The organism is Kitasatospora sp. LaBMicrA B282, from assembly GCF_050325825.1.
Classification (GTDB): Bacteria; Actinomycetota; Actinomycetes; order Streptomycetales; family Streptomycetaceae; genus Kitasatospora.
The window spans coordinates 1-24,582 of record NZ_JBNQTI010000102.1 but is presented as its reverse complement, the minus strand read 5'-3'; the positions used below and the strand labels follow the sequence as shown (position 1 = coordinate 24,582).

Genomic DNA, 24,582 nt, shown 5'->3' with positions numbered 1-24,582 from the left:
CGCGGGGTGCAGGTGGATCCGGTCCGCCGCCGGTGTGTCGCCCCGGTGAAACCGTTGTCACCGACGGGCAATTACACCTCATCATCATGAGCTGGCGTTGAGTAGTCAAGGTCAACTGACTGGCCGGTAGTTCACGGCAAATCGGGACAAATAAGCCGTCTCGCCAGCTGAGATGTGGAACCCTGCTCTCCCACAACGCTGCGTAGTTGGCCGATAACGTATCGGACGACGCGATTTCGGCCATGTCGGCCGGAGTCGCTTGGCGCACTCCTGGGCGGGTGTAATGCTGAAGTGCGCATTCCCGTTCTGCGGGTCCGCAGCAGCCACCGGGGGAACGAAGCATGCTGCGCGGCACGGCGGGTGGCGAGCCACCGCGATATCGGCGGGAAGGCCGTACGGAAAAGCCGTTTCGAAAGGTTCAGTCATGCAGCGCTTGCTATGCCCGGTGGAAACGCTCTACGTCGCCCAGCGGAGCCGGGCCGTCGTCTCCTGCACGGTGGCCGGCGGGGTCGACCCGCAGCTGCTCGGCGCCGCCTTCGCGGACCTGACCGCCAAGCATCCGCCGCTGCGCTGCCGGATCGCCCGCGAGGAGGCCGGCTTCGTCCTGCAGGAACTGGACGCCCCGCCCCGCCTGGTGGTCCGCGAGGACACCGGCGACGGATACCCGCAGGAGCTCAACTCCCCGCTGCCGGTGGGCGGTCCGTTGGCCCGCGCGACGCTGCTGTGCGGTCCTGAGAGCGACACCGTGGTGCTCGCCATCGACCACGCCATCATCGACGGGCACAGCGCCATCGCGCTGCACCACGCCCTCTGGGAGCGCTACGCCGAACTGCTCGCGGCTCCCGACACCGCTCCCGAGCCCTACCGCACCGAATGGCCGGCACCGCTGAGCGAGTTGCTGCCGCCCTGCCCCGCTGCCGAGGCGGACCGGTACTTCGACCGCCGGGTGGCCGAAGTCCGCTCCCGCCCGGTCGAGTTGTTGCCCTACGACGCAGCGGGGACGGCCACCGGCGGCCGGATCGAGGTGGCCCGGCTGGTGCTGGCGGCCGGGCCGACCGCCGACCTGCGCCGGGCCGCGGCCACCGCCGGGGTCTCCGTCCAGGGGCTGCTGGCGGCGGCGCTGCTGGTCACCGCCCGGCGGCGGCTGCCCGGCGAGGGTGCGCGCACCCTCGGCTGCCTCTCGCCGGTCGACCTGCGCTCCCGGCTGGCCGAGCCGCTGCCGCGCGAGGTGATGGTCGCCGCGGTCACCTCGCACGCCCAGGCGTTCGAGGTCGCCCCCGACGGCGACCTGCTCGCGCTGGCCGGCGAGGTGACCGGCGGGCTGCGCGCGGCGGTGGCCGCCGGGCAGCCGCTGCTGGAGGTGCGGATCATGCCCCGGGTGCCGGAGTTCCCGCCGCTGCTGGCCGCCACGGTGATCGCCACCAACATGGGAGCGGTCCCACCCCCGCCGTTGCCCGCCGGCCTGGAGCTCCGGGAGCTGCGGCTGGTGCCGGCCCGCGAGCAGTACTTCCCGCAGGCCGGCCGCAGCCCGCTGATGGCCTGCGTGACCACCTTCGACGGGCGGCTCGCGGTGGAGTTCCCGTACTGGACCGAGTGCTACACCGACACCTTCATGGCGGGCTTCCGGGACGAGGTGCGGCACCTGCTCCTCGACCTCGCGGCGCCCGCCGGGCCGAGCGGGGGAGCTGCGTCTTGACGACGACCGAGGTCCGTGCCGCGGCCGGCGACCCGACGACGAGCGGGCGCGGGCGGGCGGCCCGGCCCGGGTCGGCAGCGCAGCCGGACCGGGCCGCCACCGCCGCCGCGCTGCTGGTCCGGGCCCAGGCAGGCGACCGGCAGGCGCTCAACGACCTGATCGCGCACATCGCCCCCTATGTCTCCCGGGTCTGCACGCCGATCGCCCGCCGGCACGGGCCGGACGCCGCACAGGAGGCGCTGTTCGCGGTCTACCGCGGGGTGCACGGGCTGCGCGACACCGGGGCGTTCTACGGCTGGGTGCGGGCGATCGCGGTCCGGGAGGCGGTCCGGGCGGTCAAGCTCTCGGCCCCCGCCGGCGAGGACGTGCTGCCCGAGGTCACCCAGGACGCCAACCCGCTGGACGTGGTGCACATCGACGACATCCTGCACCGGCTCTCCCGGCAGCACCGGCAGGTGCTCGCGCTGCGGGTGCTGGGCCTGCCCGAGGAGGAGATCGCGCGGCTGCTCCAACTTCCGGTGGGCACCGTCCGGTCCCGGCTGCACCGCGCCCGGCGCAGCTTCCGGGCGCACTGGGAGGCGCAGCCGGTCTGCTGACGGCCCGGCGGGTTCCGTTCCGGGGGCGGCGAGTTGCTGCGCGGACCGGTCGGGCGAGTTGCTGCGCGACCCCTGGTGCTCCGGCGTTCCCCGACTAACATGAGGTCTCCTCACATTCGAGAGGAGAGCCGGGAATGCAGCCAGCGGCAGCAGCAGTGGTCGCCGCGACCGAGCCGCAGCGGGCGGTGCGGCCGCGCTGGACCGGGGCGCTGAGCCTGGCCAACCTCGCGGTCTTCCTCGGCTTCTTCACCCCGATCCAGATCCTGCTGCCCGAGCAACTGGCCCACGTCGACGCGGATCACAAGGCCGTCCTGCTCTCCTGGGTGACCGGGGTCGGCGCGCTGGTGGCGATGCTGGTCAACCCGCTGGCCGGGGCGCTGTCCGACCGGACCACCAGCCGGTTCGGCCGGCGCCGGCCGTGGATCCTGGCCGGCGCGCTGCTCGGCGCCGGCGGGCTGCTGCTCACCGGCGCCCAGCGCGGCCCGGTCGCGATCACCGCCGGCTGGGCGCTGAGCCAGACCGGGCTGAACGTGATGCTGGCCGGCGTCACCGCCCCGGTCGCCGACCAGGTGCCGCTCGCCCAACGCGCCCAGGTCTCCGGCTGGACCGGGATCAGCCAGTCGCTGGGCCTGGTGGTCGGCGCCCTGCTGGTCACCACCGTGGTGACCGGGATCCGCTCCGGCTACGCGCTGACCGCGGCGGCCGTGGTGCTGCTGGCGTTGCCCTTCGTGCTGCTCTTCCCGGAGCCGCTACCGAGGCAGGCGGCCGCCGTTGCCCGCCCGCCGCTGCGAGCGCGCACCCTGCTCGCCGGCTACTGGGTGAGCCCGCGCCGCCACCCGGACTTCGGCTGGGCCTTCCTGACCCGCTTCCTGATCAACCTGGGGAACGCGATCGGCACCCTCTACCTGCTCTACTACCTGACCGACGCGGTCCACTATCCGGCCCCGGACCAGGGCGTGCTGATCCTCACCGCGCTCTACACCCTCGCCGCGCTGCTCACCGCGATCCCGGCGGGCGTGGTCTCCGACCGCACCGGGCGGCGCCGCGCGCCGGTGGTGCTTTCCTGCCTGGTGATGGCCGCCGCCGCGGTGCTGCTCGCGCTGCTGCACAGCTGGCCCGCCACCGTGGCGGCCGCGCTGCTGCTGCTGGGGGCCGGGTACGGGATCTACCTGGCGGTGGATCAGGCCCTGGTCACCCAGGTGCTGCCGGCCGCCGCCGACCGGGCCAAGGACCTGGGCGTGATCAACATCGCCAACGCCGGGCCGCAGGTGCTCGCCCCGGCACTGGCCGCCCCGGTCGTCGCCCACCTCGGCGGCTACCTGGGCCTCTACCTGGTGACCGCGCTGGTGACCCTGCTCGCCGCCGTCCTGGTCGGCCGGATCCGCGGGGTCGCCTGACCGCACCGCGGATTCCCGGCCCGCCCGGGGAGGGGGTCGCTGGTCGGCATCGGCCCGGCCTGACCCGGGCGGCCTTGGCTGACCGACCCGCCCGCGCTCGCCCGACCCGCGCTCGCCCGACCCGCTCGCGCCCGCCCACCCGCGCCTACCCGCGCCGACGCGCCGAACGCGCGAGGCTGGAGTTGGATGGGAGGGAGCCGCCGGCCCCCGTCCGACCGGTGGGTCGGACCGCCCGCCCCAGCTGAGGGAGCGTCAGGACATGCCCGAATCATCGACCCTGCACGGTGCCCGGGTGCTGCTGCGCCCGGTCACCGGTGCGGACATCCCGGCCCTCGCCGCGATCCGCCGCACCCCGGAGGTGTACCGGCGCTGGCGCGGCGGCCCGGACCTCGAAGCCGCCGTCGCCGAGGACCTCGCCGAGCCCGACAGCCACCCGCTGGTCATCGTCCACCAGGGCGAGGTGGCCGGGGCGATCCAGTGGTCCGAGGAGAGCGAGCCGGAGTACCGGCACGCGAGCATCGACATCTACCTCGACCCCGCGCTGCACGGGCGCGGCCTGGGCACGGATGCGGTGCGCACCCTGGCCCGCCACCTGATCACCGCCCACGGCCACCACCGGCTGGTGATCGATCCCGCCGCCGACAACGCCGCAGCGATCCGCTGCTACCAGAAGGTCGGCTTCCGGCCGGTCGGCGTGATGCGCCGTTACGAGCGCGGCGCCGACGGCGAGTGGCACGACGGCCTGCTGATGGACCTGCTGGCGGCGGAGCTCACCCCCGCCGAGTGAGCGGCCCCGCGCACCCGCGCACCCCCTGCGACCCCACCCCACCCGGTGCCGTTCGCACGCGGCAGGACTACCCTGCACGACCAGGGCCGACCGGCGACCGGGCGGCGAACGTACGACGTGGGGGGTAGAAAGTGCAGCAACCGGATTCCGGCACCGAGGACGAGTGGCCGGCGGACGGCTCGACCTACCGGGCGCCGGCGGCCTGCCCGCTCTGCGCGGGCGAGCTGCGCGAGGTGGAGGTGGACCCGCACACCGACCGGACCGGCCGGCTGCTGGTGCGGGTCTTCGTGCCGGGACGGATGTTCTCCCGCAAGAGCGGGGTGGAGACGCTGGCCTGCCGCGGCTGCGGCCACCTGCTCTTCTTCATGGCGAACCCCGAGATCATGGACGCGCCGCCGCCGCGGACCCGCCGCTGGCGCTGACCGGGCGCTACCGTCCGATCCCCGTGGGCGCGGCCGGTGCCACCACCCCGGCCGCGCCGGCACCACCGTGCTCGGCCGCTCCGGCCGCCGCCCCCGTGGAGATCCGCCGCACCCCGGGCACCGCGGCGGTGCCCAGACAGCAGCCCGCCACCAGCACCGCCGCGATCAGCAGCGGAGCCGAGTCGCCCCAGGCGGCCGCGGCCACCGGGGTCAGCGCGTACCCGACCGGGGTGGCCGCCAGCGACAGCAGCCAGTCGTACGAGCTGACCCGGGCCAGCACCGCGGCCGGAATGTGCTGCTGCACCGCCGTCTGCCAGACCGGGTTGAGGAATCCGAGCGAGCCCATCGCCACCGCGTAACCGGTGACCAGCAGCGGTACCGGAGCGGTCAGGGCGAGCAGCACCAGGGGAAGTGCGTAGGTCGCCAGCACCAGGTTGCCGACCAGCACCGGTCGACGCGGGGTCAGCCGCCCGGCGAGCAGCGAGCCCACGGTCAGCCCCACGGCGCCCGCCTCCAGGGTGGCGAGCCAGGCCCCGTCACCGCCCAGCCGGCGGGCGGCGACCAGCGGTCCGAGGGTGGCCAGCACGGCCGCCGCCCCGTTCCACACCGAGTGCGCCACCAGGCTGCTCCAGTACCAGTCCCGCGACCGCACCTCCGCCCAGCCCTCGGCGAGGTCGGCCAGTACGGTGCGCCGGGCGACCGGCGTGCGCCGGACCCGGACCCGGGTCAGCAGCACCGCGCTCACCAGGAAGGAGGCCGCGTCCAGCACGAAGGCCCAGCCCGCGCCGACCCCGTAGATCAGCGCCCCCGCCACGGCCGGACCGCAGAGTTGGATCAGCGAGGTGGCCGAGCCGGTGAGCGCGTTGGCGGTGAGCCGGCCGGCTTCGTCCACGGTGCCCGCCACCAGCGGGAGCCGGGTCGGCATCGCGAAGGCGGAGGCGGCCCCGCCGACGGCCGAGGCGAGCGCGAGCTGGACCATCGAGGGCCGGCTGCCGAGCAGGTCGAGCCCGATCAGCAGCTGGCACAGGCAGCGCACCAGGTCGGTGGTGAGGGCCACCCGCCGGGCGTCCCATCGGTCGGCGGCCACACCGCCGATGGGCAGCAGCACCAGCCGGGGGAGCATCGCACAGCCGAGCACGGTGGCCAGCGCCGCCGCCGAGCCGGTGGCCCGGGTGACCGCGATGGCCAGCGCGGCGGGCACCACGGCGTCGCCGACGGAGGAGATGGTGCGACCGATGAAGAGCAACCGGAAGCCGCGACTGCGCAGGGGGTGCGTCATGGCGGCGATAGTATTTCGGTACCGAAACTTTCGTCAACGAAAAATCAGCTGGCTCGGCGCCAGCTCCGGCGGTGGTGCAGCGCGCCTAGAATCACCCCATGGAGCCCCACCCGCCCGAGAGCCCGCCCCGCGACAGCGTCGACCGCCACGTCGAGCGGTGGCTCCCGGTGCTGCCCGACCTCGACCCCGACGTCGAGGGCGCGATCACCCGGATGCAGACGTTGACCCGCCATCTGAAGCGGCTCCGCGAGCGCTCGCTGGTCGACTTCGACCTGCAGAAGCACGAGTACGACACGCTGCACGCGCTGGCCGGGCGGAAGGGCGCCGCCACCCCCTCCGAACTGGTCCAGGACCTCGACCTGGCGCCCGCCTCGGTGACCGGCCGGCTCGAAGCCCTGGAACGCCGCGGCTACCTCCGGCGCACCCCCTCGCTGGCCGACCGCCGCCGGGTCGACGTCCAGCTCACCGACGCCGGCTGGCAGGCCTGGCGCGAGGCGATCGGCGCGGTCGGCACCGAGGAGCACCGTCTGCTCGCCGCCCTCACCCCGGACGAGCGCCGCCAGCTCTCCGACCTGCTGCGCCGCGCCGTGCTCCGGATCGACCAGGGCTGACCCCGGCCGCCGGCCTCAACTGCTGAACCCGACGTGCACGTGGTCGTGGTGGGTCGCGTCCGAGAAGAACTGGTTGGGCGTCGTCCCGCCGGACAGCTGCCGCGGCCCGCCCACGTTGTAGGAGCCCGCGGCCGCCGCCGCCCGCATGAACCCGTCCACCAAGCCGGTCGGCGTGGTCGGATCCACCACGGCTCGCCCGTTGATCCGCCAGACGTCGAAGGCCCGCCCCAGCGGATGGTCGCTCGGCCGGTCGGTGCCGAACACGTCCAGCGGATGGCCGGAGCGGATCACGCTGATCGACATCGTGTAGCTCTGCGCCAGCGTCAGCATCGCCTGCAGCACCGTGTCGTGCACCTGCCCGCTGCGCACATCGGCGAGGGCGGCCGGCGGCAGGGTGATCCGCTCGTCGGCGAGGACCGCGGTCGCCGCGGCGGAGAGCGAGGCCGCCGGACCGCCGGGTGCCGCGGGGTGCAGGGCGGTCACGGTCCACCGCGGGCTGGCGGCACTCAGCCGCACGTCCACCGTGGTGCCGCCGGGGACCACCGGGGCGCCCGGGCCGGCCACCGTCCACTGGTCGCAGACCACCAGCACGCTCGCCGCATCGCTCAGGATCCCGCCGTACTGCGCGTCGATCACCTGCAACGCCGCCTGCTCGGCGGTCGGCAGCAGCGGGCCCGCCTGGTCCACCAACCCCGGGTCCACCCCGCCCAGTCCGGCCACCCGAGCACGTGCGGCGGCCGTCCCTTCGCCGCCCGCCGGCCACCCGCCGAGCGCCTCGATCAGCTGTACCGCGCGCAGCTTGACGTCCGGCTGGATCTCGCCGGGCCCGGGCGTCCAGGCCGTGGTGGCGGGCAGCCCGGCGGTCCCGGTCGTCGACGCCGCAGCGCTGCTCGGCGGGCTCGCGGGCGTCGCGGGTGTTGCCGGGGTTCCGGGCGTCCCTGGCGGCCCTGGCGTCGCGGGTGCGGTTGCGGCCCTGCCGGCGGCGGATCGGGTGCCGCCGCCGCATCCGGCCAGCACGGCGGCCGCCCCACCGGCCAGCAAGGCCCGTCGCCCGACCGCGGTCGGCCACCCGGTCCACTCGCCTCGCCCGCCTAGCCCGCCTCGTTCCATGGGCCACTATCCCCACACCGGTACCGCTGTGCCGGCCGTCCCCGCCGCGCGAGGCCCGCCCGCCACCGGATCAGCCGAGCCTGCGCCGCCCTTGGCGCCACCCCGCCCGCCGCCCCGGCGCTACCCGGCCGCCTTGGTGAACACCAGCGCCGCGTTGTGCCCGCCAAAACCGAACGCGTTCGCCAGCGCCGCCCGGAACGCCCCGCGGCGCGGCTCGCCCGCCACCACGTCGAGCGGCACCCGGGGGTCGAGTTCCTCCAGGTTCCGGGTGATCGGCGCGATGCCCTCGCGCACCCCGAGCACCGTGACCAGCGCGCCCAGAGCACCGGCGGCGCCGAACAGATGGCCCGTCATCGACTTGGTCGCCGTCACCGCCGGGTGGGTGCCGACCGCCTCCGCGATGGACCGGGCCTCGATCAGGTCGCCCAGCTCGGTGGCGGTCGCATGTGCGTGCACCAGCTCGATCTGCCGCGGCGTCACGCCGGCGTCGGCCAGCGCCCGCCGGATCGCCCGTACCTGGCCCGGCGTGCTGCCCGTGGTGATGTGGTGGGCGTCGGAGGTGACCGCCGCACCGGCGAGTTCGGCGTGCACCCGGGCGCCGCGGGCGGCGGCGAACTCGGCGCGCTCCAGCACCAGCACCGCCGCGCCCTCGCCGAACACCAGGCCGTCGCGTGCGCGGTCGAACGGGCGGGAGGCGGCCGCCGGCGCGTCGTTGCGCCTGGAATGCACCCTGGCCTGAGCGAACGCGCTGACCGGCAGCGGGTGGATGCAGGCCTCCGCGCCGCCGGCGAGCACCACGTCGGCCCGGCCCTGCCGGATCAGGTCCAGGCCGGTGGCGAGCGCCTCGGCCCCGGCGGCGCAGGAGCTGGCGGGGGTGAAGGCGCCGCCGCGGGCGCCCAGTTCGATGCTGACCGTGGCGGCGGACCCGTTCGGCATCATCATCGGGACGGCGTACGGCGAGATCCTGCGCGCCCCGGCCGTCTCCAGGACGTCGTCCTGGCCGAGGACGGTGAGCACGCCGCCGACCGCGGTGCCGATCACAACCGCGAGCCGGTCCGGGTCGACCTCGGGCCGGCCGGCCGCGGTCCAGGCCTCCCGGGCGGCGATCAGGGCCGCCTGCTGCGCCCGGTCGAGGCGGCGCAGCACCACCCGGTCCAGCACCTGCGCGGGCTCGACCCGCAGCCGGGCGGCGATCCGCACCGGCACTTCGGGCGGCCACTCCTCGTCGAGCGCCCTGACCCCGGACTCGCCGGCCAGCAGGGCCGCCCAGGTCGTCGCCACGTCGCCGCCCAGCGGCGTCGTCGCGCCCAGGCCGGTCACCGCCACCGCAGCCGTGCAGGCCGTCTTCGGAATCATGCTTCGGTTCCCCTTCGCTCGGCGATCTGGCATGCGCATGATTTCCTTCAACAATCCGGCAGCTCTCGCGTGCTGACCGAGCGGGATGGGACGCGCCGGCTACCAGTCGGTAGGTTGGGGCGGTGACTCTCCCGCTGCCATCGCCGTCCGGTCCCGCCGTGCCGTCGTCGTCGCCGTTCGCCGCCCTGCCGACCCCCACCGCCGCCTCCTCGGCCGCCACTGCCGCCGAGGCCGCGCAGGTCAGGGCCTTCTGGCAGGGCCTCGGTCTCCCCGGCCTGATCGACGTGCACACCCACTTCATGCCGGAGAACGTGCTCGCCAAGGTCTGGGACTACTTCGACCGGGCCGGACCGCTGGTCGGCCGCGAGTGGCCGATCACCTACCGCGCGGACGCGGCGGCGCGGCTCGCCGTGCTGCGTGGCTTCGGCGTCCGGGCGTTCAGCTCGCTGCTCTACCCGCACAAGGCGGGCATGGCCGAGTGGCTGAACACCTGGGCGGGCGAGTTCGCGGCCGAGACCCCGGACTGCCTGCACACCGCGACCTTCTACCCCGAGCCCGGGGCCGAGCGCTACGTCGCCGCCGCGGTGGATGCGGGCGCCCGGATCTTCAAGGCCCACCTGCAGGTCGGCGACTACGACCCGACCGACCCGCTGCTGGACGGGGTCTGGGGCCTGCTGGCGGACCGCGGCATCCCGGTGGTCACCCACTGCGGCTCGGGACCGGCCGCCGGCCGCTTCACCGGCCCGGGCCCGATCGGCGCGGTCCTGGACCGCCACCCGCGGCTGCCGCTGATCGTGGCCCACCTCGGCATGCCCGAGTACACCGGCTTCCTCGACCTCGCCGAGCGCCACCCGGCCGTGCACCTGGACACCACGATGGCGTTCACCGACTTCGCCGAGCAGGCGGCACCCTTCCCGGCCGCGCTGCGCCCGCGCCTGTCGGCACTGCAGGACCGGATCCTGCTCGGCACCGACTACCCGAACATCCCCTACCGCTACCACCACGCGCTGGACGTGCTGGCCCGACTGGACCTCGGCGACGCCTGGCTGCGCGCGGTCTGCCACGACAACGCCGCCCGACTCTTCGCCCTGCCGGGCTCCGGCAGTTAGGGACTGCCGTCGAACTCCCGCCTGCGGGGCGCCGCCGTGGCGGCCCTCCGGGCGGACGACGGGAGCTCGAAGACCCTCCTAGGCCAGGTGGCGCTCCAGCGACTCCACCTTGCGGGTCAGACCGTCCGTCACCCCGGCACGGTCGTCGATCTTGATGACCGTGCTGACCCGGTTGGCGAACGGCTTGACCGCCGCCACGGCTTCCTTGATCACGGCCATCACCTCGTCCCACTCGCCCTCGATCGAGGTGAACATGGCGTCGGTCCGGTTGGGCAGGCCACTGGCCCGGACCACCCTGACGGCGGCGGCGACCGCCTCGGCGACGTCCTCACCGATACCGAGCGGGGTGACGCTGAAGGCGGCGATCACGGTTCCTCCGGGGGTGCGTGGCAGGGCGGAGCCTGGCGGCGGACGATCACCTGCATGCTGTCACACGCCCCGGCGCGGCCCGCCGACCGCCTCCGTCGGTTCGTCGGCGTCAGCTGCCGTACACACCACGGCAGATCCGGGCCTGCGCGGAGTCGGCCGGCCAGTTGCCGTAGGTCTGGGCCAGCGAGCAGAGGCCCGTACCGCCGCCGGGCGTGGCGCCTGGGGCGGCCCCGGTCGCCGGCTGCCCGTCGCCCGGACCACCGCCGGCGCCGCCCGCACCGCCGGAGGGAGCCGGCGGCGGGGCGGGGGAGGGGGCGGGCCGTTGGTCGCCCGCCGGGCCGCCACGACTTCCGGCACCCCGCCCGGCCCCGCCCACCGGGGTACCCGACCCGCCGCCCCGCGAGGAGCGGGGTACCGGCGGCCGCGTCGGCCCCGGGGCTTCGTCGTCCGGGTCCGCCGGGCCCGCAGCCGGTGGGGCCGCTGCCGGGGCCCCCGAACCGTCCGCGCTCCCGTTCGACGCGGGTGCGCCTGTCCCCGGGGCGGGCGGAGCCGCCGCCCCGTCGGCCCCGCCGGCGAACAGCCGCGCCTCGCCGTGCGCGACCAGGCCCCGCAGTCCGCTGGGCGAGCCGCCGGGGCGAACCGGTGTCAGCGACCCGCCGCCCGGCGCCGGCACCACCGAGGCGGCCCCGCTTCCCGCGCTCGCCCCCGGCACCGGGCTGCTCAACCGCTGCGCCGACTGGCTCTGGCAGCCGGTCAGCGCGACCAGCACCACGCAACCGAGTCCGGCGAGCCTGACCGAACCGGACGGCCTGACCGAACCGGACGGCCGGCCTTCCGAGCGGGCCGGGCGACGGCGACGGGCGGGGGCGACGGAGAGGGGTTCACGATCCACACGAGGCCAACGAGCCGACTGCTCCGAAGGAGACCACTCGTCAACCCGGCTCCGCCAAGCTCATCCCGCCTTGCGCGCTCCAGGCCCGAGTTCGCACGTTTCCTCGGGTTTCCCGGCCTCCCTGGGTGGGGTTTCCCGGGGTTTCCCGATCCCGGTGGGAAACGGGAAACCCATTGATACCGGGTCGGGGCCCGCCGAATGTTGATCGTGTCAGCACCTCGCAGCCACGCTGCCCGCCCAGAGAGGCACCCACGATGCGCTCCCCGTTCCGCACCGGCCTGACCGCCGCCTCGGCGGCGCTGGCCCTCGCCCTCCCCGCCGCGACCCTCGCGGCGACCACGGCGGCGGCCGCCCCCGAGGCGCCCGACCGCCCGCTGCTCGCCGGCGTCGACTGCGAGGGCTGGGTCCACAACAACGACCCGCTCACCGGCGGCGTCGACTGCACCAACAACACCGGCGGCAACGTCGCCATCCGCGTCGAACTGACCTGCAGCTGGGCCCCGGACGTCACCGGCGACTGGGTGGTGGTGCCGCCCGGCCAGGTCGGCGAGTCCCGGGCCAACTGCGCCTTCTGGGCCCAGGGCATCGACCACGTCGGCTGGGACGTGGAGCCGCGCTGACCCGATCACCCCCCGACCTCCGACGCAGGACCCCGACCCCGCACCAGCCTCCCTGCCCGACCCACCCCGTCACCCACCCCGCATCACCCACCTTGCACCACCCACCCCGAAGGAGCCGGCTCATGACCAGGTCCCCGCGTCGGCCGCTCGGCCGAGCGCTCATCGCCGGGTCGGCGCTGCTGTGGCCGCTGCTGGCCGTCTCGACCCCCTCGCACGCCGCCGCCGGTGGCAGCCGGCTCGACCCCGGTGAGAGCCTGCACCGGGGCCAGAGCATCTCCGCCCCCACCGTCTACGGCTCGGTCACCCTGACCATGCAGAACGACGGCAACCTGGTGCTCTACGACCAGGCCGACCACGCCTGTTGGGCCAGCGGGACCCAGCCCAACGGCTGGGAGGCCGACTACCAGCAGGACGGCAACTTCGTCGTCTACGACGTCAGTCGCCACCCGCTCTGGGCGAGCAACACCGTGGACGACGGCGGTGACACCGTCAACTTCAACGCCTGGGGCCAACTCTGGGTCGGCCAGACCGCGATCAGCCCCTACTGCAGCTGATCCACCCTGGCGGCCGCCCCGCCCACAAGCTCCCGAGTCCGGTCGCACCCGCCGCGCGACCGGACTCGGGCCCGGCCCCCGCCGGCCGGCCCGCTCCTTGTCAACTCAACAGTGCCCTGGAATCCGGTGGCCGTGCAGGTCAGCCGTGCGCCAGACTGCGCGGATGACCACCCCACCGAGCGAGTCACCCCAGCAGCACGCGCTGCGCCACGTCGCGGCGCGGTCCAGCGGGGCTCCGGTCGACCCCGACCTGCGGGTCACGCTGAACTTCCACCCGGATCGGCTGCGGCAAGGGCGGCCGATCCTGCGGGAGATGGCAGCTGCTGGGGTGTACCGCTCGCAGTTCGTCACCGGCACCAGCAACGGTGGCCTGACGGCCCATCCGGGCGGTGACCGGTGGCGCTGGGAGCAGCGGATCTTCGGCGGCGCCTATGACCACGCCGCCGAGGAGCAGCGCCCGGTCTACGGGGCGCTCAACTTCCGCCGCCAGATGGTCGGCGCCGCGCCGCGGTTCGGCTCGGCGCACGTCCGGCTCACCGCGGAGCCGGTCGGCCGCTCCACCTTCTGCTACCCCGACAGCTTCACCGAGCCGGAGGACTTCGGGGTCGCCACGGCGATGCCGCTGGTGGCGCTGGCCGCCGCCGACCACCGCGACGCGCTGGACGACTACATCGAGGTCCAGGTCCACGGTCCGGTCCGGTTCGACCGGCACGTCGAGGCCCTGGTGCTGGACCCCTGTTACCGCGGCACCGAGGTGGAGGCGGACGCCCGGCTGCTGCCCTGCCCGGTCGAGTGGCACCCGGGCTACCGGCTCTCCGCGGCCGAGCTGCGCCGCCACCCGGACTTCCGCGGTCCGGAGTTCGTCGCCCTCGGCCTCGAACTGGCCCGGGACGGCGAGCTCACGCCGTGGATCCTCGGTGAGGCCTCCCGCACCGGCCGGTACGACGAGCAGGCGCTGAAGCGGGTCTGGCACTACGTCGCCCGCTTCGGCGCCCCCACCCCCGCGGCGGCCTGAGCGGCGGGCCGGATCCGCTCGAACAGGAGGTACAGTACGGCGGACCCGGCCAGCCCGACGGCCCACCCGTAGTCGGCGAGCGGTTTCAGGGCGGGGATGACGCCGCCCGCCGGGAAGGGGCCGCCGTAGGAGCCGCCGACCGCGAGCACCCCGCCGACCAGCAGCGCGGTGACGGCCCGCCAGTTCCAGCCGGCCCGGTACCAGTACCGGCCCCCGGGGAGGTACAGCTCGGCCAGGTCCAGCTCGGTGCGCCGGACCACCCAGTAGTCGGCGATCAGCACCCCGGCGACGGTGCCGAGCAGCCCGCCGACCACGCCGAGCCAGGTGTAGATGTAGACGTGCGGGTTGGAAATGAGCTTCCACGGGAAGATCACCACGCCCACCACCCCGGTGACAAGGGCGCCGGTGCGGAAGCTGATCCGGCGCGGCCACAGGTTGGACAGGTCGTAGGCCGGGGAGACCACGTTGGCCGCGATGTTCACCGAGAGGGTCGCGACCAGCACGGTCAGCAGGGCGAGCAGCAGGCCCGCGGTGTTGTCGAGCTTGGCCGCGAGCTGGATCGGGTCCCAGACCGGGGTGCCGTAGACCGCCTGCGAGCCCGAGGTGACCAGCACCGAGAGCAGCGCGAAGAGGGTCATGGTGGTGGGCAGCCCGAGCGCCTGGCCGCGGACCTGGGCGCGCTGGCTGCCGCCGAACCGGGTGAAGTCGGGGATGTTCAGCGCCAGGGTGGACCAGAAGCCGATCATGCCCATCAGCGCCGGGAAGAAGACCTTCCAGAACTCGTGCCCCCAGCCCAGCTTGGACGGCTGGTCGAGCAGCGGTCCGAGCCCGCCCGCCTCGGACGTGATCCAGGCCAGCAGGGCGAAGGCGCCGATCAACACGAACGGCGCGGCCCACCCCTCGAACCGGCGCAGCGTCTCCATCCCCCGGGCGATGATCGCCAGTTCCAGCAGCCAGAAGAGCGCGAACGAGAGCCACTGGGTCCACGGGTAGCCACCGAACTCGGCAGCCGTCTGCCAGCCGTGGCCGAGCAGCTTCCCGGCCAGCAGGAAGATGCCCTCGCCGCCGATCCAGGACTGGATGCCGAACCAGGCGCAGGCCACCGCCGCCCGGATCAGCGCCGGCAGGTTGGCCCCGCGCAGCCCGAAGGAGGCGCGGGCGAAGACCGGGAAGGGGATCCCGTACCGGGTGCCGGCGTGGCCGGTCATGATCATCGGAACCAGCACGATGAGGTTGGCCAGCATGATGGTGACCACGGCCTGCACCCAGTTCATGCCGAGCGCCACCAGCCCGGAGGCCAGCGTCCAGGACGGGATGTTGTGGGCCATCCCGACCCAGAGGCTGAGGTAGTTGTAGACACCCCAGGTGCGCCGCTCGATCGGCACCGGGCGCAGGTCGTCGTTGGCGTAGCGGGGGTCGTCCAGCCGGGCCGCGTCGGTGAGCGCGACCCGGCCGTCCGGGAAGACCTGCTGGGTGGCGCCCGGCCCGGCCGTGGGCGGGCCGGGCGGGGACGCTGCGGCGGAGCTCATCGGCCCGCTCTCCTCTCGTGCTCCGATCCGTGCTCCGACTCGTGCTCCGACCGGGACCGGGTCACAACCGCGGGATCACGTCGGAGCCGTAGGCCTCGATGGTGCTGTCGATCGCGTCGTGCATCGCGTAGATCGCGAACTGGTCGACGCCGAGCGAGCGGAGCTGGGCCAGCCGCTGCAGCTGGCTCTCCGGCGGGCCGATCACGCAGAACCGGTCGACGATCGCGTCCGGGACGAAGGTGGTGTCCGGGTTCCCGGCCCGGCCGTGGTGGGCGTAGTCGTAGCCGTGCCGGTCCTTTATGTACGAGGTGAGCTCCTCGGGCACCAGGTCCGAGTGCTCGCCGTAGTGCTCGATCAGGTCGGCCACGTGGTTGCCGACCATGCCGCCGAACCAGCGGCACTGCTCGCGGGCGTGCGCCAGCGCGGCGGGGGAGTGGTCCGTGGTCACGTAGGCGGGCGCCGCCACGCAGATCTGCACGGCCGACGGGTCACGCCCGGCCGCCGTCGCGGCCGCCCGGACCGCCTTGATCATGTACTCGGTGAGGTACGGGTCGGCCAACTGCAGGATGAAACCGTCGGCCTGGCGGCCGGTCAGCTGCAGTGCCTTCGGCCCGTAGGCGCCCATCCAGATCGGCAGCGCTCCGTTGCGCACCCAGGGCAGCTGCACCTCGGTGCCGTCGACGGTGGCCGGGCGCCCCTCGGCGAGGTCCTTGATGGTGTGCATCGCCTCGCTGAGCCGGGCCAGGGTGGCCGGTCGCCGCCCGGCCACCCGCATCGCGGAGTCGCCGCGGCCGATGCCGCAGATCGTCCGGTTGCCGAACATGTCGTTGAGCGTGGCGAAGATCGAGGCGGTCACCTCCCAGGTCCGGGTCCCGGGGTTGGTGACCATCGGCCCGACCGTCATCCGCTCGGTGGCGGCCAGGATCTGGCTGTAGATCACGAAGGGCTCCTGCCACAGGACGCAGGAGTCGAAGGTCCACCCGTGGCTGAAGCCGACCGCCTCGGCCCGTTGCATCCGCTCGACCAGCAGCCGGGCCGGTGGGTCCGCCTGCAGCACGAGTCCGATGTCCATCCACGCTCTCCGTTCGTGTCGTTGCGGGGTCGAAGCGGGGCCGGGGGTGACCCGGCCCCTGGTGTGCGGCTCGGCTCAGCCCAGGTACTGGCAGGTGCCCCGCCGCAGGAACTGCCCGTGCCCGGCCCGGCCGAGCCAGCGCCCCTGCTCGAGCACCACCGCGCCGCGCGACAGCACCAGCTCCACCCGGCCGGTCACCTGCCGCCCCTCGTAGGCCGAGTAGTCCACGTTCATGTGGTGGGTTGCGGCCGACAGGGTCTGCACCGCGGTCGGGTCGTAGACCACCACGTCGGCGTCGGCGCCCGGGGCGATGGTCCCCTTGCGCGGGTGCAGCCCGAACATCCGGGCCGGCGCGGCGCAGGCGATCTCGATCCAGCGCCGCCGCGAGATCCGGCCCTCCACCACGGCCTGGTGCAGCAGGTCCATCCGGTTCTCCACCCCCGGCAGCCCGTTGGGGATCTTGGAGAAGTCACCGCGCCCGAGCTCCTTCTGGCCGACGAAGCAGAACGGGCAGTGGTCGGTGGAGACCACCTGGAGGTCGTCGGTGCGCAGGCCCCGCCAGAGCGCGGCCTGGTGCTCGCGCGGCCGGAGCGGCGTGGAGCAGACGTACTTGGCGCCCTCGAAGCCCGGCTCGGCCAGGTTGTCGGTGGAGAGGAAGAGGTACTGCGGACAGGTCTCGCCGAACACCGGCAGCCCCTGGTCCCGGGCGGCGGCCAGCTCGGCCAGCGCCGAGGCGGCCGAGACGTGCACCACGTAGAGCGGCGAACCGGCCACCTGGGCCAGCTTGATCGCCCGGTGGGTCGCCTCGGCCTCCAGCAGCTCGCGCCGCACCTCGCCGTGGTAGCGCGGGTCGGTGTGCCCGGCGGCCAGCGCCTGGGCCACCAGCACGTCGATGGCGATCCCGTTCTCCGCGTGCATCATGATCAGCCCGCCGTTGCCGGCGCAGCGCTGCATCGCCCGCAGGATCTGCCCGTCGTCGCTGTAGAACACCCCCGGGTAGGCCATGAACAGCTTGAACGAGGTGGACTCGCCGCTGTCGGTGAGCAGGTCCAGCTCCTTCAGCACCTCGTCGTTGACGTCCGAGACGATGGTGTGGAAGGCGTAGTCGATCGAGCAGTTGCCCTCGGCCTTGGCGTGCCAGCGGTCCAACCCGGTGCGCAGCGACTCGCCCACCGGCTGGACCGCGAAGTCCACGATGGTCGTGGTGCCGCCCCAGGCGGCGGCCCTCGTGCCGGTCTCGAAGGTGTCCGAGGCGTGGGTGCCGCCGAACGGCAGCTCCATGTGGGTGTGCGCGTCCACCCCGCCCGGGATCACGTACCGGCCGGTGGCGTCGATCACCCGATCCGCCGTCCACCCGGCCGCCACCGTGCTGCCCGTGCCGGCGAGCGCGACGATCTTCTCGTCCTCGATCAGCACGTCGGCCGCCATCTCCTCGGCCGCGGTGATCACCAGGCCACCGGTGATCAGGGTGCGCGTCATGCCTCCGCCCCCCGCTCGGCGTCGGCCCGGCGCAGCGCCTCGACCAGCAGCTTGGCGCCCTCCAGCGCCTCGGCCTCGGTGAGCGAGAGCGGCGGGGCGATCCGCAGCGCCTCACCACCCCGACCGCCCTTGCCGATCAGCAGCCCCAGCTCCCGGGCGTGCTCCAGGGTCGCCGTGGCCGTCGCGGCGTCCGGCAGCGCCACGCCCAGCATCAGGCCGCGCCCGCGCACCTCGCGCACGATCGGCAGTTCCAGCCGGGCGGCCTCCAACTGCGCCCGCAGCAGCGTCCCGGTGCGCCGCGCATTGGCCTGCAGGTCGTGCTCCAGCAGGTAGCGCAGGTTGGCCAGGGCCGCGGCACAGGTGATCGGGCTGCCGCCGAAGGTGGAGATCGAGTTGGCGCCCAGGCAGTCCATCACCTCGGCCCGGGCCACCACGCCGCCCATCGACATCCCGTTGGCGATGCCCTTGGCGAAGGTGAGCACGTCGGGCGGGCCCGCCTGCCCGTGTGCCTGCCAGCCCCAGAAGTGGTCGCCGGTGCGGCCCCAGCCGGTCTGCACCTCGTCGCTGATCCACAGGATCCCGTGCCGGTCGAGCACCCGCCGGAAGGCGGCCAGCAGACCGTCCGGACCGCGGGTGAAACCGCCGACCCCCTGGATCGGCTCGGCGATCAGCGCCGCCACGGTGCCCTCGGCCTGCCCGAGCATGTCCTCCAGGTCGGCGACGCAGGCCGCGGTGAACTCGGCGTCGGACAGCTGCGTGTACGGCCCGGCGGCCCGCACCCCGCCGTGCACGTACAGCGTCTGCAGCGGCGAGAGGCTGGTCGGGGACCACGAGGTGTTGCCGGTGACGCCCACGGTGGAGAAGGAGCGGCCGTGGTAGCTGTTGCGCAGCGCGAGGATCTGGTTGGAGCGGCGGTAGGTGGTGGCCAGCAGCAGCGCGGTGTCGTTCGCCTCGGTCCCGGAGGTGGTGAAGAAGACCTTGGCGTCCGGGATGCCGGACAGTTCGGCGATCTGCTCGGCCAGCTCCACCATCGGCGTGGAGAGGTAGAGCGTGGAGGTGTGCAGGATCCGCCCGGCCTGCTCGGCCACGGCCCGGGTCACCTCGGGCAGCGCGTGCGCCGTCATGGTGGTGAGGATCCCGCCGAAGAAGTCCAGGTACCGGTTGCCGGCGCTGTCCCACACGTACCGGCCCTCGCCGTGGGTCAGCTCGATCGGTTCCCGGTAGTAGGTGGCCAGCCAGGCCGGCAGCACCGCGCGGTGGCGGGCCCGCAGGGTCTCGGACGGGAGGTCGGTGGTGGTCATCGGGTGGATTCCTCCTCTGCACGGGGACGGTCGGTCGGGTGCCACGGGCCGGGCCGGGCCCACGGTGCGGCAGTCGGGCGCGGGGGCCGGGGCCTGCTCAGGCGTCGGTCAGCGGCCCGTAGGCCTCGGGGCGCCGGTCGCGGTAGAACGCCCACTGCTGGCGGACCTCTTCGATCAGTCCGAAGTCCAGGTCCCGGACCACCAGTTCCTCCTCCTTGTCGGAGGCCGGGTCGCCGACGAACTGGCCGCGCGGGTCGACGAAGTAGGAGGTCCCGTAGAACTCGTTGTCCCCGTACTCCTCCACCCCGACCCGGTTGATCGCCGCCACGAAGTACTCGTTGGCGACCGCCGCGGCCGGCTGCTCCAGCTGCCACAGGTGGGCGGACAGGCCCCGGCTGGTCGCCGAGGGGTTGTAGACCAGCTGGGCCCCGGCCAGTCCGAGCGCCCGCCACCCCTCGGGGAAGTGGCGGTCGTAGCAGATGTAGACGCCGACCTTGCCGACCGCGGTGTCGAAGACCGGCCAGCCCAGGTTGCCGGGCTTGAAGTAGTACTTCTCCCAGAAGCCCTTGACCTGCGGGATGTGGTGCTTGCGGTACTTGCCCAGGTAGCTGCCGTCGGCGTCGATCACGGCGGCGGTGTTGTAGTACACCCCGCTCTGCTCCACCTCGTACACCGGCACGACCATCACCAGCCCCAGCTCGGCGGCCAGCTCGCGCATCCGGGTCACCGTGGGCCCGTCCGGCACCGGCTCGGCCCAGCGGTAGTGCTCGGGCTCCTGCACCTGGCAGAAGTAGGGGGCGTTGAACACCTCCTGGAACCCGATCACCCGCGCCCCCTGCGCGGCCGCCTCGCGGGCGTAGCGTTCGTGGAGCTCCAGCATCGAGGACTGTTCGCCGGTCCACCGGGTCTGGACCAGGGCGGCGCGGACGATCTGGGACTGCGACATGGAACGCTCCTGAATCAGTGAAGGCTGACGGGAACCTGGAGCTGCCGAGACTGGCCGGTGAGGTGCCAACGATCCGGACGTCCGCGCGTCACTCCGACAGGTGGGTGACAGGTGGCGAACGGGTGACGGGTGAGCAGGGATCGTGCGACGGGTGTCCTTGCAGACTCCCCAGCGCGGTAGCGTCCCAACCCCGACAACCTGTCAGCTCTCCCGCCGCCTTCCGCCCACCCGGTGACATACCGCCAGTAGGCACGCGACCCGGTGCGCCCCGTCCGCCCCGCGCGGTGCGACCCCGGCGAGTCCACCCGGCCGGCGCAGCCGTCCCCGGGCTCGCACCGCACCGCCACCGGCGGGCCGGATCACGCCCGCGGGACCTGTGCCTCTTGCTCGCGTGGACCGCCCTCGCACGCGGTCGGCAACGACGGATGGCGCCCGATCACCACCACACCCAGCACCATCAGCAGCAGCCCGGCCGCCTCCCAGGCCAGCGCCCCCGGCGTGACCCGCAGCCGGTCGCCCAGGAAGCCCACCGCGCAGACGATCCCGGCCAACGGCTGCGCCGCGGTGAGCGCCGGCAGCGACATCCGCAACGGCGCCGCCTCGAAGGCGCTCTGCACCAGCAGCAACCCGGTGGCACCCAGGCCCACCACCGCGTACGGCTCCCAGTTGTGCAGCACCGCCGTCATCCCGCCGGTGTCGATCCGGCTCGCGGTGGCACGGGTCAACGCGTCCTGCAGCCCGTAGAGCAGACCGGCGGCCAGCGCCAGGATGGTCGCCTCCTCGAACAGCGGGAGTCTCCGCCCAACCGAGACCAGCAGCAGCGCCAGCCCGGCCACCACGCCGAACACCAGCCAGTGCCGCAACTGGCCGGCCACCGCCCCGCCGCCGCGCGGATCACCGGCCAGGATGAAGGCCGTCACCCCGAGCCCGAGCAGCAGCACCCCGCCCCAGCCCGAGCGCCCCAGCCGCTGCCGGCTGAGCAGGCTGGCCAGTGCCATCGCGAAGACCAGGTTGGTGGTGAGCAGCGGCTCCACCAGGGAGACCTCGCCCAGCCCCAGCGCCCACGCGCTGAGCACCAGCCCGGCCACCATGACCGCGATCCCGGCCAGCCACTCGGGCATCTTCAGCAGGTCCAGCAGCAGGCGCCAGTGCAGCAGGTCGGACTTGGGCGCGCGCTGGGCCGCGTGCTGCTGGAGCACGAACCCCAGCCCCAGGCAGCAGGCCGCGCCGATCGCCAGTAGGAAGACCGCCACGCAGGATCACCCGGCCGTCGTGTGCTCGGACCGCACCCCGGGACGGTCGCGCCGGGCGGCCGGGCACGGTTGCTCGATTCGCCGCCAGCCTACCTCCGCCCGGCCGGCGGGGTGCCGGGTCTGCCGAAGCTTGCGTGTCGAGTGCCGCCGCGCGCCGCCCCGCCCGTCCTCCCCACCCTGCCCGGCCCGCTTGGGACCGGATAATGGAGATGGGTTCCCGCCCGACCCACGGCGTCGGGGGAGGAGGCAGCGATGATCATCCGGATCTGGGAGGCGCAGGTCGCGCCCAAGCTGATGAGCGAGTTCTGCACGGTGGTCCAGTCGGAGATGCTGCCGCTGCTGGTCGGGCTGGACGGCTACCTGGGGGGCGAGCTGCTCCGCTCGCTCCCGGACAGCACGCACCGCGTCCTGGTGATCACCCGGTGGCGCGACGAGGAGGCGCTGCGCGGCTACGCCGGCCCGATGTGGGCCAAGCGTCCGGTCTGGTCGGACAGCGAGGAGGGCTACCTGGAGCACCCGCCGGAGGTCGCCCACTTCACCGTGCTCAGCTCCCAGTGACCCCGGTCAGCCGCCAAAGTTCAGCGCGTAGAGCGCGGCCGGCGAGGCGGGGGTCACGAAGTCCATCGGCACCGTGCCGAGCACCGGACGACTCGTGTGGTCCAGCCCGGCCAGGTAACCGGACAGCCGCGGCGCCATCGCGTCGGCGGCTTGGCGCGGCCACAGCCCCCAGCCGGAGGACGAGGTGAAGGTGATGAAGAGCCGCTGCGGATCGGTCGCAGCCCGGGCCGCGTCGAGGTGCGCCGAGACCTCCGGCCACTTGCGGCCGGCGATGTCGAAGACGGTGCCGATCTGGTAGTCGTCCTCGATGTCCGTGAGCGGCCCGCCCCAGCCGACCCCCGGCACCCCGCCGTCGTCCGCCAGCACCACCACCCGCCCGCGCACCTCGCCGAGCGCCGGGATCCGGCCCTCCGTCCACATCAGTCCGGGCCAGCGGGACTGGTAGTCGGCGAAGATCGCGCCGAAGTCGGCGTCGGACACGGTGGAGTACTCCTGCTTGACCCGCATCAGCACGCACTCGCCGGGATGCTGGGCCAGGAACGCCTGGCAGTCGTTGAGCACGTCACCGAAGAAGATGTTCTGGAAGAACTGACTGTGGTGGATCGCGAACACACCGTTGATCGCCCGGCACCGCATGTCCAGGAAGCGTATCCCGGCCGTCAGCTGGTCCGGGACGGAGAGCGTCTGGCACTGGGTGATCGGGCCGCCGTAGAGCGAACAGGTGTCATGCGTCCCGGGCACGGTCAGCCGGGCCAACGACACACCATCGGGCAGCGCCCCCTGCCAGTCCGCGCCGTCCGGCACCGCGTCCGCCCGCGCCGATCGGGCCCCGAGCCCGAACAGCGCCGCCGCCGCACCGAGCGCCACGGCCGACCGCCCCAGGCTCCGCCGACTGACTCGCCGGCCCATCAGCTCAGCTCTGGTCAACTCCACAGCGGAATCCCCCTCGTCGTCCCGGTGCCCGTTCCCGGTCGGCTGGCATGCTCATTATTAGGGCTCGCCGTGGCGCAGCACAGGCCCCGGACCGGACTTCGGCACCGAACCATCCGAGCGACGGCCCGGGCCGGCCGGCTCCGACCGGGTGGATCGGGGGTTGCCGGGGGGACCGTAGGCTGGGTCGGTGATCGAGTCCACTGCCACCGCTTCCGCCGCCCGCGAGCCCGCTGCCGTGCCCGTGCCCGTGCTCAGTGATGAGTTCCTCGCCTTCTGGGCGGAGCGGCACATCTGCACCCTGACCACCATGCGACCGGATGGGACCCCGCATGTGGTGCCGGTCGGGGCCACCTATGATCCGGCTACCGGGATCGCGCGGGTGATCACCAGTGCCGGTAGCCGGAAGGCGCGCAACGTGGTGGCGGCTGGGGCGGGTGGGGCCAGGGTGGCGCTCTGCCAGGTGGACGGCGGTCGGTGGGCGACGTTGGAGGGGATCGCCGTGGTGCGTCGCGATCCGGCGGCGGTGGCCGACGCCGAGGCGCGCTACGCCCGTCGTTACCGCACCCCGCGGCCCAACCCGGATCGGGTGGTCCTCGAGATCACGGTGACCCGCACCCTCGGCCGCGGCACCGCGCCCGGCGCTGCCACCGCCTGACGGTCGGGTGCGCGCTCAGCGATGGGCGGCGCACTCCCGCAGGGCCCGCATGACGTCGGCCTCGATGCCCAGTCCCCGGGCCCGGACCAGCGTCGGGTGTGCCCGTACGGCTGCGCCGGCCCGGACGTAGGCGGTCCAGCAGCGGTCGAACTCGGCCTGCTCGGCGGCGTCCCAGGTGCACCGCTGCACCGCCTGCGCGGGTTCGGGGAAGGCGGCCCGGCGGCGATCGCGGACGGCCAGCGCGCAGTCGCCCAGGACTCGGTCGGCGGCGAGCAGGTCGCGCTGAAGGGCGATCAGATCGGCGGGCAGCGCGAGGCTTTCGGTCGGGGCGGTGAACACGGTGTGCACGTTAGACACCGGAACTGACATTTCGCTCGAGTGAGCCCGGAGGCCCAGCTCGGAGCGGTGGGCCGGGAGGTTTGAGAATGCCGCGGCCTGGCAGGGGTTGCCGCCGCGGCTGCGCCGCGCTGTGGCGTGGTGGTGATGATGCCAGGTGTTCACATCGGGGGTGCCGCCGGGGTGTGGCCTACAGCCCGCTCGGCCAGGCGTAGCCGGTGGGGACGGTGACCTGGGCGTTCTCTGCCGGCGTGCCGTAGAGCAGGGCGATCTCGTCGTGGGCGCCGAGGGTGATCGCGGCGGGGTCGCCGCTGACGGGCTTGCCGTTGAGGTAGGCGGTCAGGGTGTGGCCGGCGTCGGTGCTGGCGGCACCGAGGTGGTCCGCGGCGAGGGAGACCTGCCACTCGGTCATGAACTGCCCGAGGGTGAACCGGGCCTGCACCGGCGACTCGACGTGGATCACCCCGGAGGTGTCGTGGGTGTGCAGCGGGCTGATCTGCTGGGTGCTCTCGTCGATGCCGACCAGCGCCGGAACGGTGACCGACCGGCCGTCCAGGTAGACGTCGAGGTGGGCGTGGATGTGCTCGACGGTGCCCTCGGCGCCGAGCATCGGCAGGCCGGCGGCCGCCACCGCCGCGGCGGGGTCGGCCGGGGCCGGCCACGGCGGGGCGCTGGTCCGGCCGTCGGCCGTGGTGCGCGGCTGGGTC

Annotated in this window: 25 protein-coding genes; 12 read left to right on the top strand and 13 right to left on the bottom strand. The window is 74.0% G+C overall.

All coding sequences use genetic code 11. The annotated features are described in order from the left end of the window. Positions 1-424: 424 nt before the first annotated feature. From ACQRUO_RS25355 to ACQRUO_RS25335, 5 genes are all read left to right on the top strand, one after another. Complete coding sequence (locus ACQRUO_RS25355) at positions 425-1,696, top strand: phthiocerol/phthiodiolone dimycocerosyl transferase family protein (protein ID WP_428318357.1); 1,272 nt, start codon at positions 425-427, stop codon at positions 1,694-1,696. A gap of 110 nt (positions 1,697-1,806) precedes the next feature. Further along, the gene (locus ACQRUO_RS25350) at positions 1,807-2,292 is read left to right on the top strand and encodes an RNA polymerase sigma factor (RefSeq protein ID WP_428318361.1); all 486 of its coding nucleotides are present in this window, start codon (positions 1,807-1,809) and stop codon (positions 2,290-2,292) included. A 134-nt stretch (positions 2,293-2,426) separates the two neighbouring features. Next, the gene (locus ACQRUO_RS25345) at positions 2,427-3,689 is read left to right on the top strand and encodes an MFS transporter (protein WP_428318356.1); all 1,263 of its coding nucleotides are present in this window, start codon (positions 2,427-2,429) and stop codon (positions 3,687-3,689) included. Between the two features lie 259 nt (positions 3,690-3,948). After that, positions 3,949-4,476 (top strand): GNAT family N-acetyltransferase, encoded by a 528-nt coding sequence (locus ACQRUO_RS25340; RefSeq protein ID WP_428318355.1) that lies wholly within the window; start codon positions 3,949-3,951, stop codon positions 4,474-4,476. A 131-nt stretch (positions 4,477-4,607) separates the two neighbouring features. Continuing rightward, on the top strand, positions 4,608-4,898 hold the full coding sequence (locus ACQRUO_RS25335; RefSeq protein WP_428318354.1) for a hypothetical protein: 291 nt from the start codon (positions 4,608-4,610) through the stop codon (positions 4,896-4,898). 7 nt (positions 4,899-4,905) lie between these two features. On the opposite strand, the gene ACQRUO_RS25330 is transcribed toward ACQRUO_RS25335, so the two are convergent. Next, entirely contained in the window at positions 4,906-6,177 is a 1,272-nt protein-coding gene (locus ACQRUO_RS25330; protein ID WP_428318353.1) for an MFS transporter, read from the bottom strand. Positions 6,178-6,275: 98 nt separating this feature from the next. On the opposite strand from ACQRUO_RS25330, the gene ACQRUO_RS25325 reads away from it, so the two are divergent. Next, complete coding sequence (locus ACQRUO_RS25325) at positions 6,276-6,788, top strand: MarR family winged helix-turn-helix transcriptional regulator (protein WP_428318352.1); 513 nt, start codon at positions 6,276-6,278, stop codon at positions 6,786-6,788. A gap of 15 nt (positions 6,789-6,803) precedes the next feature. On the opposite strand, the gene ACQRUO_RS25320 is transcribed toward ACQRUO_RS25325, so the two are convergent. Together ACQRUO_RS25320 and ACQRUO_RS25315 are read right to left on the bottom strand one after the other, a co-directional pair. Continuing rightward, entirely contained in the window at positions 6,804-7,829 is a 1,026-nt protein-coding gene (locus ACQRUO_RS25320; protein WP_428318351.1) for a hypothetical protein, read from the bottom strand. A gap of 189 nt (positions 7,830-8,018) precedes the next feature. Next, a complete protein-coding gene (locus ACQRUO_RS25315; protein WP_428318350.1) occupies positions 8,019-9,254 on the bottom strand; it encodes a beta-ketoacyl-[acyl-carrier-protein] synthase family protein in 1,236 nt (411 codons plus the stop codon). A gap of 185 nt (positions 9,255-9,439) precedes the next feature. Here ACQRUO_RS25315 and ACQRUO_RS25310 point away from each other — a divergent pair, with 185 nt between their 5' ends. Beyond that, complete coding sequence (locus tag ACQRUO_RS25310) at positions 9,440-10,363, top strand: amidohydrolase family protein (protein WP_428318360.1); 924 nt, start codon at positions 9,440-9,442, stop codon at positions 10,361-10,363. Between the two features lie 78 nt (positions 10,364-10,441). Here the strand turns inward: ACQRUO_RS25310 and ACQRUO_RS25305 are convergent, their stop codons facing one another. Then, a complete protein-coding gene (locus ACQRUO_RS25305; RefSeq protein ID WP_428318349.1) occupies positions 10,442-10,732 on the bottom strand; it encodes an MTH1187 family thiamine-binding protein in 291 nt (96 codons plus the stop codon). Between the two features lie 1,146 nt (positions 10,733-11,878). Between ACQRUO_RS25305 and ACQRUO_RS25300 the strand changes: the two genes are divergently transcribed. From ACQRUO_RS25300 to ACQRUO_RS25290, 3 genes are all read left to right on the top strand, one after another. Continuing rightward, positions 11,879-12,244: a hypothetical protein gene (locus ACQRUO_RS25300; protein WP_428318348.1), complete on the top strand. Its 366-nt coding sequence runs from the start codon at positions 11,879-11,881 to the stop codon at positions 12,242-12,244. Between the two features lie 122 nt (positions 12,245-12,366). After that, a complete protein-coding gene (locus ACQRUO_RS25295; RefSeq protein ID WP_428318347.1) occupies positions 12,367-12,798 on the top strand; it encodes a hypothetical protein in 432 nt (143 codons plus the stop codon). 163 nt (positions 12,799-12,961) lie between these two features. Beyond that, positions 12,962-13,813: a DUF3626 domain-containing protein gene (locus ACQRUO_RS25290; RefSeq protein ID WP_428318346.1), complete on the top strand. Its 852-nt coding sequence runs from the start codon at positions 12,962-12,964 to the stop codon at positions 13,811-13,813. Here ACQRUO_RS25290 and ACQRUO_RS25285 read toward each other — a convergent pair. The 6 genes from ACQRUO_RS25285 to ACQRUO_RS25260 all read right to left on the bottom strand — a co-directional run bounded on the left by ACQRUO_RS25285 (position 13,771) and on the right by ACQRUO_RS25260 (position 21,393). Then, on the bottom strand, positions 13,771-15,342 hold the full coding sequence (locus ACQRUO_RS25285) for an NCS1 family nucleobase:cation symporter-1 (protein WP_428318345.1): 1,572 nt from the start codon (positions 15,340-15,342) through the stop codon (positions 13,771-13,773). The genes ACQRUO_RS25290 and ACQRUO_RS25285 overlap by 43 nt on opposite strands. A 61-nt stretch (positions 15,343-15,403) precedes the next feature. Then, the gene (locus ACQRUO_RS25280) at positions 15,404-16,414 is read right to left on the bottom strand and encodes a TIGR03842 family LLM class F420-dependent oxidoreductase (protein ID WP_428318344.1); all 1,011 of its coding nucleotides are present in this window, start codon (positions 16,412-16,414) and stop codon (positions 15,404-15,406) included. A gap of 75 nt (positions 16,415-16,489) precedes the next feature. Next, the gene (gene hydA, locus ACQRUO_RS25275; RefSeq protein ID WP_428318343.1) at positions 16,490-17,893 is read right to left on the bottom strand and encodes a dihydropyrimidinase; all 1,404 of its coding nucleotides are present in this window, start codon (positions 17,891-17,893) and stop codon (positions 16,490-16,492) included. Next, positions 17,890-19,194, bottom strand: coding sequence for an aspartate aminotransferase family protein (locus tag ACQRUO_RS25270; RefSeq protein WP_428318342.1), 1,305 nt, complete (start codon positions 19,192-19,194; stop codon positions 17,890-17,892). The genes hydA and ACQRUO_RS25270 overlap by 4 nt, the downstream gene beginning before the upstream one ends. A gap of 97 nt (positions 19,195-19,291) precedes the next feature. Continuing rightward, entirely contained in the window at positions 19,292-20,140 is an 849-nt protein-coding gene (locus ACQRUO_RS25265; protein ID WP_428318341.1) for a nitrilase-related carbon-nitrogen hydrolase, read from the bottom strand. Between the two features lie 359 nt (positions 20,141-20,499). After that, positions 20,500-21,393, bottom strand: a complete 894-nt coding sequence (locus ACQRUO_RS25260; protein ID WP_428318340.1) for a DMT family transporter — start codon at positions 21,391-21,393, stop codon at positions 20,500-20,502. Positions 21,394-21,645: 252 nt separating this feature from the next. Here ACQRUO_RS25260 and ACQRUO_RS25255 point away from each other — a divergent pair, with 252 nt between their 5' ends. Next, entirely contained in the window at positions 21,646-21,951 is a 306-nt protein-coding gene (locus ACQRUO_RS25255; RefSeq protein ID WP_428318339.1) for an antibiotic biosynthesis monooxygenase family protein, read from the top strand. A 6-nt stretch (positions 21,952-21,957) separates the two neighbouring features. On the opposite strand, the gene ACQRUO_RS25250 is transcribed toward ACQRUO_RS25255, so the two are convergent. Further along, positions 21,958-22,818 (bottom strand): phosphatidylinositol-specific phospholipase C, encoded by an 861-nt coding sequence (locus ACQRUO_RS25250; protein ID WP_428318338.1) that lies wholly within the window; start codon positions 22,816-22,818, stop codon positions 21,958-21,960. 301 nt (positions 22,819-23,119) lie between these two features. Between ACQRUO_RS25250 and ACQRUO_RS25245 the strand changes: the two genes are divergently transcribed. Next, positions 23,120-23,539, top strand: a complete 420-nt coding sequence (locus ACQRUO_RS25245) for a pyridoxamine 5'-phosphate oxidase family protein (RefSeq protein ID WP_428318359.1) — start codon at positions 23,120-23,122, stop codon at positions 23,537-23,539. A gap of 15 nt (positions 23,540-23,554) precedes the next feature. Here ACQRUO_RS25245 and ACQRUO_RS25240 read toward each other — a convergent pair whose 3' ends face one another. Both ACQRUO_RS25240 and ACQRUO_RS25235 read right to left on the bottom strand, forming a co-directional pair. Beyond that, entirely contained in the window at positions 23,555-23,878 is a 324-nt protein-coding gene (locus tag ACQRUO_RS25240) for a hypothetical protein (protein ID WP_428318337.1), read from the bottom strand. Positions 23,879-24,065: 187 nt separating this feature from the next. Continuing rightward, on the bottom strand, positions 24,066-24,582 hold a 517-nt coding region (locus ACQRUO_RS25235; RefSeq protein WP_428318336.1), incomplete at its 5' end, for a hypothetical protein.